Below are 13,677 nucleotides of genomic sequence, written 5' to 3'. Positions count from 1 at the left end.
TTAAAAAAAGCGCCCCTAACATTAACTGCTAGAGGCGCTATTGCACGGTTCCACTCTTCATTTTAGATAAAGTAAGTTGATGAACATACTAGTCTACCTTATCATACTCATTTCTATATTTAATTGAACATTCAAAGGTGCATTCGATATAGATAATGATATGCTCACAGCAACCGCATACTCTCTAACAACATTATCGTATATTTACTAATCCTTTAACTAACATATGTTTAATTTTATCATAAGAAGTTTTTTATAAAATTTCAAGTTTAAACATGTGTGTCTGACTTATTATATTAACATTGTTTTAAACATATTTTTTTAAACGAGATAGTACTTTTTCTTTTCCTAATACTTCAATTGTATTCGGTAATTCAGGACCATGCATTTGACCAGTCACTGCTACACGAATAGGCATAAATAATTGTTTACCTTTAATACCCGTTTCTTTTTGTACTTCTTTAATCGTTTTTTTAATTTCAGCAGCTTCAAATGGTTCAAGCGCTTCTAATTTACCATATAAATGAGACATTAATTCAGGAACTTGTTCGCCATTTAATACCTCTTGTTCTTCTTCACCTAATTCAGGCATATCATGGAAGAACATTTCTGATAACGGAACAATTTCTCCTGCATAACTCATTTCTTTTTGATAAAGACCAATTAATTTGCGTCCCCATTCTCTATCTTCTTCACTTGGATTTTCAGGAATTAAATTTGCTTTGATCAAGTGTGGTAAAGCAAGCTCAAATACTGTTTCTGTATCTTTTGTTTTCATATATTGGTTGTTAACCCAAGCTAATTTTTGTCTATCAAACATTGCTGGAGATTTAGAAAGACGTTGTTCATCAAAAATCTTAATGAATTCTTCTTTAGAAAAGATCTCATCTTCACCTTCAGGAGACCAACCTAGTAAAGCAATAAAATTGAATAACGCTTCAGGTAAATAACCTAAATCACGATATTGCTCGATAAATTGTAAAATTTGGCCATCTCGTTTACTTAATTTTTTACGTTGTTCATTTACAATTAATGACATATGCGCAAAACGTGGTGATTCCCAACCAAATGCTTCATAAATCATTAATTGCTTAGGTGTATTTGATACATGATCATCTCCACGAATAACATCAGAAATTTCCATATAGTGATCATCTACTGCTACCGCGAAATTATACGTAGGGACGCCATCTTTTTTCACGATAACCCAATCTCCAATATTATTAGAGTCAAAAGAAATTTCTCCTTTAACCATATCATCAAATGTATATGTTTTATCTTTTGGAACACGGAAACGAATAGCGGGTTTGCGTCCTTCAGCTTCAAATTGTTGACGTTGTTCTTCAGTTAGATGTGCATGTTTACCGCCATATCGTGGCATTTCTCCACGAGCAATTTGAGCTTCACGTTCTTCTTCTAATTCTTCTTCAGTCATGTAACATTTGTATGCTTTATCTTCATCTAATAATTGTTGAATAAGTGGATTATAGATGTCTGCACGTTCAGACTGACGATAAGGACCATGACCTTTGTCTTTATCGATAGATTCATCCCAATCTAAGCCTAACCATTTTAAGTTATCAAATTGTGAAGATTCTCCATCTTCAAGATTTCTTTTACTATCTGTATCTTCAATACGTACTACAAAATCTCCATCATAATGTTTAGCAAATAAATAATTAAATAATGCAGTTCTTGCATTTCCGATGTGTAAATATCCAGTTGGACTTGGCGCATATCTTACTCTTACGCGTTCACTCATTCGTTTCACTCCTAATTTTGTTATTCATTCTTTATAGCGAATGATTTCTTTCATTAGAAAAAAGTTATCCCAAACAATCTTTAAAGAATCGTTTTTGAATAACTTTAACTTCTAATCTATACTTAGATCAACTTCGCATTTCCTTATTATTGTAGCATTAATTGGCTGGTTTGATAAGTCTATTGCTGTTGTTGTTACGTTACTCATCAATATCTCATAGCGAAAAATGTTATACAATAATTTATAAATGAATACGTTTCACATGAAACCCTTTTCTCTATTCACTTAAGGACTCCTCTATAGTCTTAGCAAATATAATACGACCAGATGATGTTTGTAATAAACTAATGACTTCTAATTCAACCTGTTTACCTATAAGAGATTTGGCATGATCTACAACTACCATTGTTCCATCATCTAGATATCCTACCCCTTGGCCAGGTTCTTTACCCATTTTAGTTAATAAAATATTAAGTCGGTCACCTTGATGAACATTGGGTTTAATTGCTTCTGACAAATCATTAACATTTAATGCAGTAATCCCTTGAACATGACATACCTTATTCAAGTTGAAATCGGTTGTAATGACATGAGCATGATAAACTTGAGCTAATTCAACTAACAGTTTGTCAATATCACTATGAGATTTTTGAGGATGAATCACACGAGTTGGATAGTCTAAATCATAAAGTTGATTTAAAATATCTAATCCACGTTGTCCTTTTTCACGTTTGATACTATCATTAGCATCTGCAACTACTTGTAATTCATTTATAACTCCTTGAGGAATAAGAATTTCTCCATCTATAAATCCGCATTTAATAATATCTAAAATTCTTCCATCAATAATTGCACTTGTATCTAACAGTTTAGGTATGGCGCTGATATTATTTTTAGACATTGAACGTGCTATATTTTCTGGCAAAAACATAAGCATTTCATCACGCTTTTTCAAACCAAACTGGAATCCTAAATAACATAATAATAATGTAATAATAATAGGCACAAGGTGATTTAATATAGAATTTCCTATCATTTCTAAAATAAATGAAACCATTACTGAAATAAATAAACCAACGACTAATCCTAGTGTAGCAAACAAAATTTCAACTGCACTACGTTGCATAATCCAAATTTCAGCTTCTTTAAGTAATCGTGTTACTTTATTAATAAATAACCCAAATATTAGAAAGAATACAATCATCCCTATTAAACCATCAACATAATGATTAGTATAAATGGGATGGTTGTTCATACCTAAATCATTTAAAATTTCTGGAATTAACATGATTCCAAATGATGCACCAAGAATGATGTAGATTATAATAATAATTCCTTTTAATACCTTCATACGTTATCACCCCTTTAAATGCCTATGATGAGCGATTACTAAACGCATATGTTAAGGCATCATGTACCGTTGTCACACCAACGACCTGAACACCTTCTGGGAATGTCCATCCACCTATATTCGTTTGGGGAATAATCACTCTCTTAAATCCTAGTTTTGCCGCTTCTTGTACACGTTGCTCGATACGCGATACTCGTCTTACCTCACCAGTTAATCCCACTTCACCAATATAACAATCCAAACCATCTACGGCTTTATCTTTAAAACTTGAAGCAGTCGCTACAATAATACTTAAATCTACAGCCGGTTCAGTAAGTCTCACTCCACCCGCTACTTTAATGTAAGCATCTTGTTGTTGTAAAAGATAATTTTCTTTTTTCTCTAAAACAGCCATAAGTAAGCTAAGTCGATTGTGGTCGATGCCTGTGGCCATTCGTCTTGGATTATTAAATGTAGTAGGTGTTACTAGAGATTGCACCTCAATCAATAGTGGTCGTGTGCCTTCCATAGTAGCCACAATTGTTGATCCTGGAACATTTGTAGAGCGTTCTTCTAAAAACATTTCTGAAGGGTTTTGTACCCCTTTCAAACCACTTTGTTTCATTTCAAAAATACCCATTTCATTTGTTGAACCAAAACGATTTTTAACTGCTCTTAGAATTCGATAAGCATGGTGTTCATCACCTTCGAAGTATAAAACTGTATCTACCATATGTTCTAATAGTCTTGGACCAGCAATTTGCCCTTCTTTTGTTACGTGACCTACTATAAAAGTTGCGATATTCATTTGTTTTGCAATATTCATTAAACTTTGTGTACTTTCTCGAACTTGTGATACTGAGCCAGGTGCTGAACTAATCTCAGGATGATAAATCGTTTGAATTGAATCGACAACAAGTATGTCTGGGCGCTCTTGTTCCACGGTTTGATGAATAACTTCTAAATCTGTTTCAGCTAGTACATTTAAATTACTAGAGTCTTCCTCTAGACGATCTGCACGCAATTTCGTTTGATTTAGTGATTCTTCACCCGTGATATAAAGTACATTAAGTTTCTGTGATAACGATGCACAAATCTGTAATAATAATGTAGATTTCCCAATACCCGGGTCGCCGCCAATCAGTACGAGTGATCCACTAACAATTCCACCACCAAGTACACGATTAAATTCTTTAGAGTCCGTTTGAACTCTCGGTGTTGCCTCATGCTTAATACTATTTAATTTCTGTACTTTTGCTTGTGTCTCTTTTGCTTTTACGCCATGCTTTGGATTGGAAGTCTTTTCAATAATTTCCTCCATTTGATTCCAAGCACCACAATTCGGACATTTTCCCATCCATTTAGGAGACTGATATCCACAAGCCATACATTCGAAAATTACTTTTTTCTTGGCCAAAACTGCACCTCCGATTTTTTTGAACATATCTATTTTATATGTATCCAGTTATAATGACAAATTTAAATATATATATAAATGAAAAGAAGAGTCTAGGATTTAATGACTCCTAGACTCTGAATTTAAGCTCTTTTTATTCTTCTGTTGCTGGTTCTTTTGTATCTTCTATATTATTTTCTTGTTTATCATGGATATCATATTTGAATTCATTACCATCATGATCAATTGTGACTTCTTTTCCTTCAATTTGATTACCATCAAGTATCAATTCACTTAAATTATCTTCAACTGTTTTTTGAATTGCTCTAATTAATGGACGAGCACCGTATTCTGGATCATATCCTTCTTCGGCAATTTTTTCTTTAGCTTTATCAGTAACTACAATATTAATATCTTGTTCTGATAAACGTTTTGTTAATTTATTTACCATCATAGTCACAATTTCTTTAAGTTCATCTTTTGTTAATTTATGGAAAACAATAATATCATCTACACGGTTTAAGAACTCAGGACGGAATGAATTTTTAAGTTCTTTCATCATAGTTCTACGAATTGTTTCATAATCTTGTCCTTCAGATGCACCACCGAATCCAGCGAAACGTTGATCTTGTAGTTCTTGTGCTCCTACATTTGATGTCATAATAATAACAGTATTACGGAAATCAACTTGACGCCCTTTTGTATCAGTTAGATGTCCATCATCAAGTACTTGTAATAAGATATTAAACACATCTGGATGCGCTTTTTCAATTTCATCAAATAGGATAACAGAATATGGCTTACGTCTAACTTTTTCAGTTAATTGACCACCATCATCATGGCCTACATAACCTGGAGGCGCTCCAACTAAACGACTCACAGCATGTTTCTCCATAAATTCACTCATATCAACACGTATCATTGCGTCTTCTTCACCAAACATTGATTCAGCTAATGCACGTGCAAGTTCTGTTTTACCTACACCAGTTGGTCCTAAGAAAATGAAACTACCGATTGGACGTTTAGGATCTTTTAGGCCTGCACGTGCACGACGAACTGCTTTACTAATAGAAGTTACAGCATCGTTTTGTCCAATTACTCGATCATGTAATGTTTCTTCTAAATTAAGCAAACGATCTGACTCTGTTTCATTAATTCTAGTTAATGGAATCCCTGTCCATCCTGCAATAACTTCAGCAATATCTTCTTTAGATAATGATGTTGATTGTCCGCCTTGAGATGTCTTCCATTCATTTTTAGCATCTTCATATTGTTTTTCAAGTTTTGATTGTTTATCTCTTAAGTTAGCTGCATTTTCAAATTCTTGTGCATGGACGGCAGCATCTTTTTCATTTTTAACTTTTTCAATTTCTTGTTCAATCTCTTTTAAATTATTTGGAGTTGTGTGACTTTTTAGTCTCACTTTTGAACTTGCTTCGTCAATCAAATCAATTGCTTTATCTGGTAGGAAACGATCAGATACATAACGGTTACTTAATTTAGCAGCCGCTTCCAGTGCTTCATCAGAAATATTAATACGATGATGAGCTTCGTAGCGATCACGTAAACCTTTTAGAATAGCAACAGTATCTTCTACAGAAGGTTCATCAACTTGAATAGGTTGGAAACGACGTTCTAATGCAGCATCTTTTTCGATGTTTTTACGATATTCATCTAATGTTGTTGCACCTATGCATTGTAATTCACCACGCGCTAACGCTGGTTTTAAAATATTAGATGCATCAATTGCACCTTCTGCACCACCAGCACCAACTAGTGTATGCAATTCATCAATGAATAAAATGACATTACCTGCATGATGGATTTCATCCATGACTTTTTTCAAACGTTCTTCGAATTCACCACGATATTTAGTACCTGCCACGACTGTTCCCATATCTAGTGACATTACACGTTTATTTTTTAGCGTTTCTGGCACTTCATTATTTACAATAGCTTGTGCAAGACCTTCAGCAATGGCTGTTTTACCTACACCTGGTTCACCAATAAGTACAGGGTTATTTTTAGTTCTACGACTTAATACTTCAATAACACGTGTAATTTCTTTATCTCTACCCACAACTGGATCTAACGTACCGTCTTTAGCAATAACTGTTAAGTCTCGTGCTAGTCCATCCAATGTAGGAGTGTTGTTTGATTTATTTGCAGTTGCATTTTTAGTATTCATTTCAGGACTACCTAATGCTTTCACTACTTGTGCACGTGCTTTAGTAATATTCAAATCTAAGTTAGCAAATACACGTGCTGCTACTCCTTCATTTTCACGAATTAAACCTAATAAAATATGTTCTGTACCTACAAAATTATGATGCAATTTTCTTGCCTCATCCATTGATAGTTCAATGACTTTTTTAGCTCTTGGGGTATAGTGCAACGTACCTGAATGTTCTTGACCATGACCGATTAATTTTTCAACTTCTTCAATAACTTTATCTTCAGTAATATTAAAACTTTCAAGTACTTTAGCAGCAATACCTTCTGGTTCTTTCATTAATCCAAGTAGTAAGTGCTCAGTACCAATGTTCGAATGATTTAAACGAATTGCTTCTTCTTGTGCATGTGCTAATACACGTTGTGCGCGTTCAGTTAATCTACCAAATAACATATCGTTTACAACCTCCTAATTTGTATGTTTTCTTAATATATTTGCCCGTTTTTCATTTACAGATACGTTTTCATCTTCATCATTATATAAAAACGCAGATTGGATACTTACCATTAATTCATTAAACTTAAAGTTACTTAAATTTAAATATCCTAAATCTATGCCTAACTTAATTTCACTTAATCTATATGACGCTTCTTCCATTGATATCATACGGCTATTTTGTAATATTCCTAACGAACGATAAATACGGTCAAGCGTTTCTAATTCACTATATTGTGTTAAACGTTCACGAATTTGCATTTCTTCATTAATAATTTGTTGAACTACTTCTGTCAGCTGGTCAATAATATCTTCTTCTGTCTTACCTAATGTAAGTTGATTTGAAATTTGATAAATATGACCATAAACTTGTGAACCCTCTCCATATATACCTCGAATCGTAAATCCAAAACGATTAATTGTTTGTGCAATACGATTCATACGTTTCATTATAGATAATCCAGGTAAATGAAGCATCACACTTGCTCGCATTCCAGTCCCAATATTTGTAGGACAAGTAGTTAAATAACCTAAATCTTCATCGAAACTAATTTCTAATTGTTCATCAAGAATATCATCAATTTCTGAAGCCTTTTGATATAAATCTGTCAGAGATAAATCATTACCCATTGCTTGAATTCGTATATGATCTTCTTCATTAATCATAATACTTAAAGATTCATCGTCATTTAATAACACCGCTGAAGCTGGTTGTTTAATCAATTCTTTACTAATGAGATGTTTAGCCACTAACTTCATCTTACTTTGTTGGTCCATGGTATCTAAACGCATTAAAGATAAATTAGGTAGTGCATCTTGCACTTCATTGATTACTCTAAAACCTGCTTGTTCAGATGGAAACATTAAAGGATGAACATGATTTTCTAAATTACGTGCTAAACGAATACGCGAAGACATTACAATGGGAGATTCATCTGTTTCTTTCATCCATTCACTAATATGTGCATCCATATCATTCATCATGCTCCATCTCGCTTTCATGTTTCAAGGCTTTAATTTCATCTCTAATGACAGCTGCTTCTTCAAATTTTTGCTTTTCAATTAATATATTTAAGTAATTCGTTTTTTCTTCAATTTGTTTTTTTATTGCCAGTTTATGATGTGAAGAACGAGGCATCTTGCCTACATGTTCAAATTGTCCACCTTGTACTCGTCTTACAATATCAACAATATCCTCTTTAAATACTGCATAGCAATTTGCACATCCAAATTTACCTACATGAGCTATATCTTTCAATGTCATATTACATGTAGGACATCGTTTTTCTTCTTGAAATGCTACTTCATGAAAATTTAATCCGTGTTTAGTTGCTAAATGTTGTAAGATTTGTTTGACTACAAAGGCTTCTTCAATATCATCTTGAAACTCTGAATGTGACGCAGCATGTTCTTGTTGATTCCAAGGTTGCTCTCCTTGCGCACATTCTGAACACACCCACTTTTCAGAGGTACCATCTTTACTTTTTACTGTGAGTTTAACCTCTGCTTCATTTAAATGACAATTTTCGCAAAGCACACATAGACACCTCGCATTTCTTTATTATTTATTAATAGTAATTAATGATAGGTAATAATCGTTTGAGAATATTTGCTCTAATAATATCTCTAGAAACAACATCCATTGATAGTGTTTCACGATCAATAATCACTTGAATCATTCTTGCTTCTCTATCACTAATTAATCCTTTATCTAACAAACCATCAATTATATAATATGCTTGCTGTTGAGATATAGAAGGACCAATTAATTGCAATAGATGATTAATATAACCCGTTGCATCTTTATTTTCAATTTTCGTGATTCGGATATATCCTCCTCCACCACGTTTACTTTCTATTTCATAACCATGTTCATTTGTAAATCTCGTTTTAATAACATAGTTGAGTTGAGAAGGCACACAATCGAAACGTTGAGCAATATTAGCTCTTTGAATTTCTACCATATCTTCATTACTTTCTTCAAATAATTGTTTAATGTATTGTTCTATGATGTCAGACATGTTGTGCATGATTTACCACCCCTATTGACCTTCTTTGACTATATTATATGACCAACTTTGACCTTTTTCAACCAATTTGTTTTTTTTATTTAAAAATATTAATGTTACTTCTATTATTTTATTGTATTATATAAGATAAAGAGAATTTTAAAGGAGTAGAATCATGCATATTCTTATTGGGATCATTGGGATTATTGTCTTTTTAGCGCTGGCATTTTTATTTAGTTCAGATAAAAAGAATGTTCGTTGGCACTATGTTGGATTATTATTAATTATTCAACTTATATTCGCATTTATTCTTTTGAAAACGACTGCTGGTATTACAATTATCGGTGGTATTTCAAATGGATTTAACTATTTGTTACAAAAAGCTGCTGAAGGGGTTAATTTTGTTTTTGGAGGATTTAAATTTGTAGATCCAAAAAATCCACCATTCTTCTTTAGTGTCTTATTACCAATCGTATTTATTTCGGCATTAATTGGTATTTTACAATATACTAGAATTCTTCCATGGATTATTAATGTGTTAGGGTTCTTAATCTCTAAAATTAATGGTATGGGGCGTTTAGAATCATATAATGCAGTAGCAGCTGCGATTCTTGGCCAATCTGAAGTATTTATTTCATTAAAACAACAATTACCATATATACCTAAACAACGTTTATATACTTTAACTGCTTCTGCAATGTCTACTGTATCTGCATCTATTATCGGTGCATATTTTACATTGATTGAACCTAAATACGTTGTTACAGCGGTTGTATTAAACTTATTTGGTGGCTTCATTATTGCTTCTATTATTAACCCTTATACAGTTAATGAAGAAGATGATAAATTGCTAGTGGATGAATCAGAAACTAAAAAACAATCATTTTTTGAAATGTTAGGTGAATATATTTTAGATGGTTTCAAAGTAGCAGTTATCGTTGGTGCAATGTTAATTGGCTACATTGCAATCATTGCTTTATTAAATGGCCTTGTAAGTGGTATTTTTAGTTTAATTTCTGGCGGAGCAATCAAATGGGATTTCCAAACGTTAATTGGTTTTGTGTTTGCGCCATTTGCTTTCTTAGCAGGTGTTCCTTGGCAGGATGCAGTTAAATCAGGTTCTGTGATGGCAACAAAATTATTATCTAATGAATTTGTTGCTATGCAATCACTTGGAAGCTTGAAGGGTATTTCTGAACATGCAAAAGGTATTACGTCTGTATTTCTAGTTTCATTTGCTAACTTTAGTTCTATTGGTATCATTTCTGGTGCGATTAAATCACTTAACTCTGAAAAAGGTGATGTCGTAGCACGTTTTGGTATTAAGTTATTATTCGGTGCAACACTTGTATCATTTATTTCAGCTGCTATCGCTGGATTCTTCATTTAATAAGAAAAAGCTTGAGACTTTAATCTCAAGCTTTTTTTATTTAACTATATGTTCAATAAAATACTGAGTTATACGATAGTCATCTGTTAATTCTGGATGGAAAGACACCCCTAGGTATTTCCCTTGCTTAACAGCTACTATTTTATCACTAATAGAACTTAATATTTCTACATTATTTTCTACACTAACAATATGTGGTGCTCTTATAAAGACACCTTCTATATCTTTTGCAATACCTTTAACATCTAACTCAGCTTCAAAACTATCTACTTGTCTACCAAAGGAATTACGCGCAACAGTAATATCTAATTTTTTTAGATATCCTGTCTCACCTTCTACATCTTTTGCAAGCACAATAAGACCTGCGCAAGTTCCAAACATTGGTAAATCAGATTGTTGTAATTTTTCTTTAAAGCCATATAAATCCATAAGTCTTCTTAAAGTTGTAGATTCACCACCAGGGAGAATAAGACCATCAATTTCATCTAATTGTTCAACTTTCTTAACTGCTATACCTTCGTGACCACTTAATTCAATGTGACGAATATGTTCACGTACTGCACCTTGTAACGCTAATACACCAATCTTCATAAATTACCAACCACGCTCTTGCATACGTTCTTCTAATGAGATTTTATTTATATCTAAACCTTTCATTGCAGTTCCTAATTCAGCTGCTAATTTTCCAATTAATTCATAATCTTGATAATGAGTTGTAGCTTGAACAATAGCTTTTGCAAATTTTTCTGGAGCTTCAGATTTAAAAATACCTGAACCCACAAATACCCCATCAGCACCTAATTCCATCATTAAGGCAGCATCTTGAGGTGTTGCTACACCACCCGCTGCAAAGTTTACTACTGGTAAACGACCTTCTTCTTTAATTTGTTTTAATACATTATATGGTGCACCTAATTCTTTGGCATAAGTCATAATTTCATCGTCATTCATTACAGTTAGACGACTAACCTCAGAATTAACTTTTCTCATGTGACGTACAGCTTCTACAATATTACCTGTTCCAGGTTCTCCTTTAGTACGTAACATCGCTGCACCTTCGCCAATACGTCGTGCTGCTTCACCTAAATTACGGCAACCACAAACAAATGGTACAGTAAATTGATCTTTTCTTAAATGAAATTCTTCATCTGCAGGAGTAAGAACTTCAGATTCATCAATATAGTCTACACCCATAGCTTCTAATACACGTGCTTCTGTAATATGACCAATACGTGCTTTAGCCATTACTGGAATTGAAACAGCATTCATTACTTCTTCAACAATTTTAGGATTGGCACTACGTGCTACACCACCAGCTGCTCTAATATCAGATGGTACGCGTTCTAAGGCCATAACTGCTACTGCTCCAGCTTCCTCTGCGATTCTAGCTTGTTCAGCATTCACAACATCCATAATGACGCCGCCTTTTTGCATTTCAGCCATACCGCGTTTAACTCTTTCAGATCCTACAATTTTAGACATTTATAAAACCCCTTTTCAATTGATTAAATCCATTTTAAAATATAAACTGATGTTTAAAAAGGTACAATTTTAATAAAAAATTAGGGGTCAGATTTATGACGAAGAAAAAATCATTATATATTTCTTTATATGAAAAGCTAAAAAAACAAATTATTGAAGGTGTATATGAATCAAACGATAAATTTCCATCTAAAAGACAGTTGAGTCAACATTTATCACTTAGTCATACTACAATTGAGCATGCCTATCAGTTACTTTTAGATGAAGGATTTATATACTCAAAACCACGTTCAGGTTATTATGTTTCAGAAATTCAATCATTACCAGTAACAAATAGTTATCCTGAAATAAGTGATATATTAGAAACTGATAAGACTACACAGAAAAATACGTATCAGTATCAATTCAATTTAGCTGAAATTGATGCTGAACATTTTCCTAGCCATTTATTTAAAAGGTATGCTAAAGAAGTATTTGAAGAAGATCAACTTGCCCTTTTGAGTAAAGGAAGCGTTCAGGGAGAATTTAACTTAAGACAGCAAATTTCTCATTATTTATTTAATAGTAGAGGAGTATCTTGTCATCCAGATCAAATCATAATTGGCTCTTCAACTGAACAATTATTAAATATGGTCACTGATTTATTAAAAGATTCATCATTTATTATAGAACAACCTAGTTATCCACCAATTAAACATGTACTGGATAAGCATAGAATAAGTTATACACAAGCTAGAGTAGAAAAAGATGGAATTAATATCGATGAAGTCTTTCAAAAAAATAATGATATTTTATATATCACACCATCTCATCAATTTCCAACAGGATATGTGATGAGTTTAAAGAAGCGCACACAACTTATAAAATGGGCACAACAAAAGAAAGAACGATATATTATTGAAGATGATTATGATTCAGAATTTAGATATTTCGGAAAACCTATTCCAGCATTACAGAATTTAGATAAAAAACAAAAAGTAATATATATTAGTACATTTTCGAAATCGCTTTATCCAAGTTGTCGTATGGCATACATTGTCTTACCAAATAAACTGCTAAAATTATTCCGAGAGATGAAATATGTTGAAAGCAATACTGTGCCTGTACATCTACAACATATGGTAGCACAATTTATGGCAACTGGTAGCTTTGAACGTCATCTTAATAAAATGAGAAGAATATATAAAAATAAATTAACTTTTATTTTAGAAAAACTAACACCATATAAAGGACAATTGAAAATTGAAGGCGCACTAACAGGAATGCACTTCACACTTGTAGTTAAAAATAATTTAACATTAAATGAATGCATAAAAAGAACAAAAAAATGCAATCTTAAATTAACGCCTTATCCTTATAGCAACAAAAAAGCACAACCTCCTACCTTCTTAATTGGCTTTGGAGGTATCCCAGAAGAAAAATTAGAGAAGCATGTTAATGCGCTTATTAAAGCACTTACTGTTTAAATAGAAGAAATAAGTTCTGACTCATTTTGGATTGGTAGTCATTGAACGTGAACTTTTTTAAGAAAGTCACTATGCTAGCAATCCTTAGTGTATATTCATTTAGTCATCTTTTAATTAGTTATATATAGATATATATTTTAAAATAAAAAAAGAGACCTCACGGTCTCAATATCA

11 protein-coding genes are annotated in these 13,677 nt (G+C 32.7%); 2 read left to right on the top strand and 9 right to left on the bottom strand.

Annotated features, from left to right (window positions below; translation table 11 throughout):
- Positions 1-307: 307 nt before the first annotated feature.
- From gltX to HMPREF2578_RS01985, 7 genes are all read right to left on the bottom strand, one after another.
- Positions 308-1,762 carry a glutamate--tRNA ligase gene (gene gltX, locus HMPREF2578_RS02015; RefSeq protein WP_017175306.1) on the bottom strand — a complete coding sequence of 485 codons (1,455 nt, stop codon included), beginning with the start codon at positions 1,760-1,762 and terminating at the stop codon, positions 308-310.
- A gap of 277 nt (positions 1,763-2,039) precedes the next feature.
- Entirely contained in the window at positions 2,040-3,113 is a 1,074-nt protein-coding gene (locus HMPREF2578_RS02010; protein WP_017175305.1) for a PIN/TRAM domain-containing protein, read from the bottom strand.
- Between the two features lie 22 nt (positions 3,114-3,135).
- Positions 3,136-4,509 (bottom strand): DNA repair protein RadA, encoded by a 1,374-nt coding sequence (radA, locus tag HMPREF2578_RS02005; RefSeq protein WP_017175304.1) that lies wholly within the window; start codon positions 4,507-4,509, stop codon positions 3,136-3,138.
- Between the two features lie 133 nt (positions 4,510-4,642).
- Positions 4,643-7,114: an ATP-dependent Clp protease ATP-binding subunit gene (locus HMPREF2578_RS02000; RefSeq protein ID WP_017175303.1), complete on the bottom strand. Its 2,472-nt coding sequence runs from the start codon at positions 7,112-7,114 to the stop codon at positions 4,643-4,645.
- Between the two features lie 15 nt (positions 7,115-7,129).
- Positions 7,130-8,137, bottom strand: a complete 1,008-nt coding sequence (locus tag HMPREF2578_RS01995; protein ID WP_017175302.1) for a protein arginine kinase — start codon at positions 8,135-8,137, stop codon at positions 7,130-7,132.
- A complete protein-coding gene (locus HMPREF2578_RS01990; protein ID WP_017175301.1) occupies positions 8,130-8,693 on the bottom strand; it encodes a UvrB/UvrC motif-containing protein in 564 nt (187 codons plus the stop codon). Before HMPREF2578_RS01990 ends, HMPREF2578_RS01995 begins: the two co-directional genes overlap by 8 nt.
- Positions 8,694-8,724: 31 nt before the next feature.
- Entirely contained in the window at positions 8,725-9,186 is a 462-nt protein-coding gene (locus HMPREF2578_RS01985) for a CtsR family transcriptional regulator (protein ID WP_002449017.1), read from the bottom strand.
- Positions 9,187-9,340: 154 nt separating this feature from the next.
- Here HMPREF2578_RS01985 and HMPREF2578_RS01980 point away from each other — a divergent pair, with 154 nt between their 5' ends.
- Positions 9,341-10,555, top strand: a complete 1,215-nt coding sequence (locus HMPREF2578_RS01980; RefSeq protein ID WP_017175300.1) for a NupC/NupG family nucleoside CNT transporter — start codon at positions 9,341-9,343, stop codon at positions 10,553-10,555.
- A gap of 36 nt (positions 10,556-10,591) precedes the next feature.
- On the opposite strand, the gene pdxT is transcribed toward HMPREF2578_RS01980, so the two are convergent.
- A complete protein-coding gene (gene pdxT / locus HMPREF2578_RS01975) occupies positions 10,592-11,146 on the bottom strand; it encodes a pyridoxal 5'-phosphate synthase glutaminase subunit PdxT (RefSeq protein WP_017175299.1) in 555 nt (184 codons plus the stop codon).
- Between the two features lie 3 nt (positions 11,147-11,149).
- On the bottom strand, positions 11,150-12,037 hold the full coding sequence (gene pdxS / locus HMPREF2578_RS01970; RefSeq protein ID WP_017175298.1) for a pyridoxal 5'-phosphate synthase lyase subunit PdxS: 888 nt from the start codon (positions 12,035-12,037) through the stop codon (positions 11,150-11,152).
- 95 nt (positions 12,038-12,132) lie between these two features.
- On the opposite strand from pdxS, the gene HMPREF2578_RS01965 reads away from it, so the two are divergent.
- A complete protein-coding gene (locus HMPREF2578_RS01965; RefSeq protein ID WP_049382347.1) occupies positions 12,133-13,503 on the top strand; it encodes a MocR-like pyridoxine biosynthesis transcription factor PdxR in 1,371 nt (456 codons plus the stop codon).
- Positions 13,504-13,677: the final 174 nt, after the last annotated feature.

It is taken from the genome of Staphylococcus sp. HMSC072H03, from assembly GCF_001809305.1.
GTDB classification, from domain to species: domain Bacteria; phylum Bacillota; class Bacilli; order Staphylococcales; family Staphylococcaceae; genus Staphylococcus; species Staphylococcus hominis.
The sequence above is the reverse complement of the archived record's forward strand: the minus strand, read 5'-3'. Positions and strand labels throughout refer to the sequence as shown.

Bases quoted from the DNA above. Each gene is read 5' to 3' on its own strand.
- gltX (WP_017175306.1), bottom strand. From the start codon at position 1,762: ATGAGTGAACGCGTAAGAGTAAGATATGCGCCAAGTCCAACTGGATAT.
- HMPREF2578_RS02010 (WP_017175305.1), bottom strand. From the start codon at position 3,113: ATGAAGGTATTAAAAGGAATTATTATTATAATCTACATCATTCTTGGT.
- HMPREF2578_RS02000 (WP_017175303.1), bottom strand. From the start codon at position 7,114: ATGTTATTTGGTAGATTAACTGAACGCGCACAACGTGTATTAGCACAT.
- HMPREF2578_RS01995 (WP_017175302.1), bottom strand. From the start codon at position 8,137: ATGAATGATATGGATGCACATATTAGTGAATGGATGAAAGAAACAGAT.
- HMPREF2578_RS01985 (WP_002449017.1), bottom strand. From the start codon at position 9,186: ATGCACAACATGTCTGACATCATAGAACAATACATTAAACAATTATTT.
- HMPREF2578_RS01980 (WP_017175300.1), top strand. From the start codon at position 9,341: ATGCATATTCTTATTGGGATCATTGGGATTATTGTCTTTTTAGCGCTG.
- pdxT (WP_017175299.1), bottom strand. From the start codon at position 11,146: ATGAAGATTGGTGTATTAGCGTTACAAGGTGCAGTACGTGAACATATT.
- pdxS (WP_017175298.1), bottom strand. From the start codon at position 12,037: ATGTCTAAAATTGTAGGATCTGAAAGAGTTAAACGCGGTATGGCTGAA.
- HMPREF2578_RS01965 (WP_049382347.1), top strand. From the start codon at position 12,133: ATGACGAAGAAAAAATCATTATATATTTCTTTATATGAAAAGCTAAAA.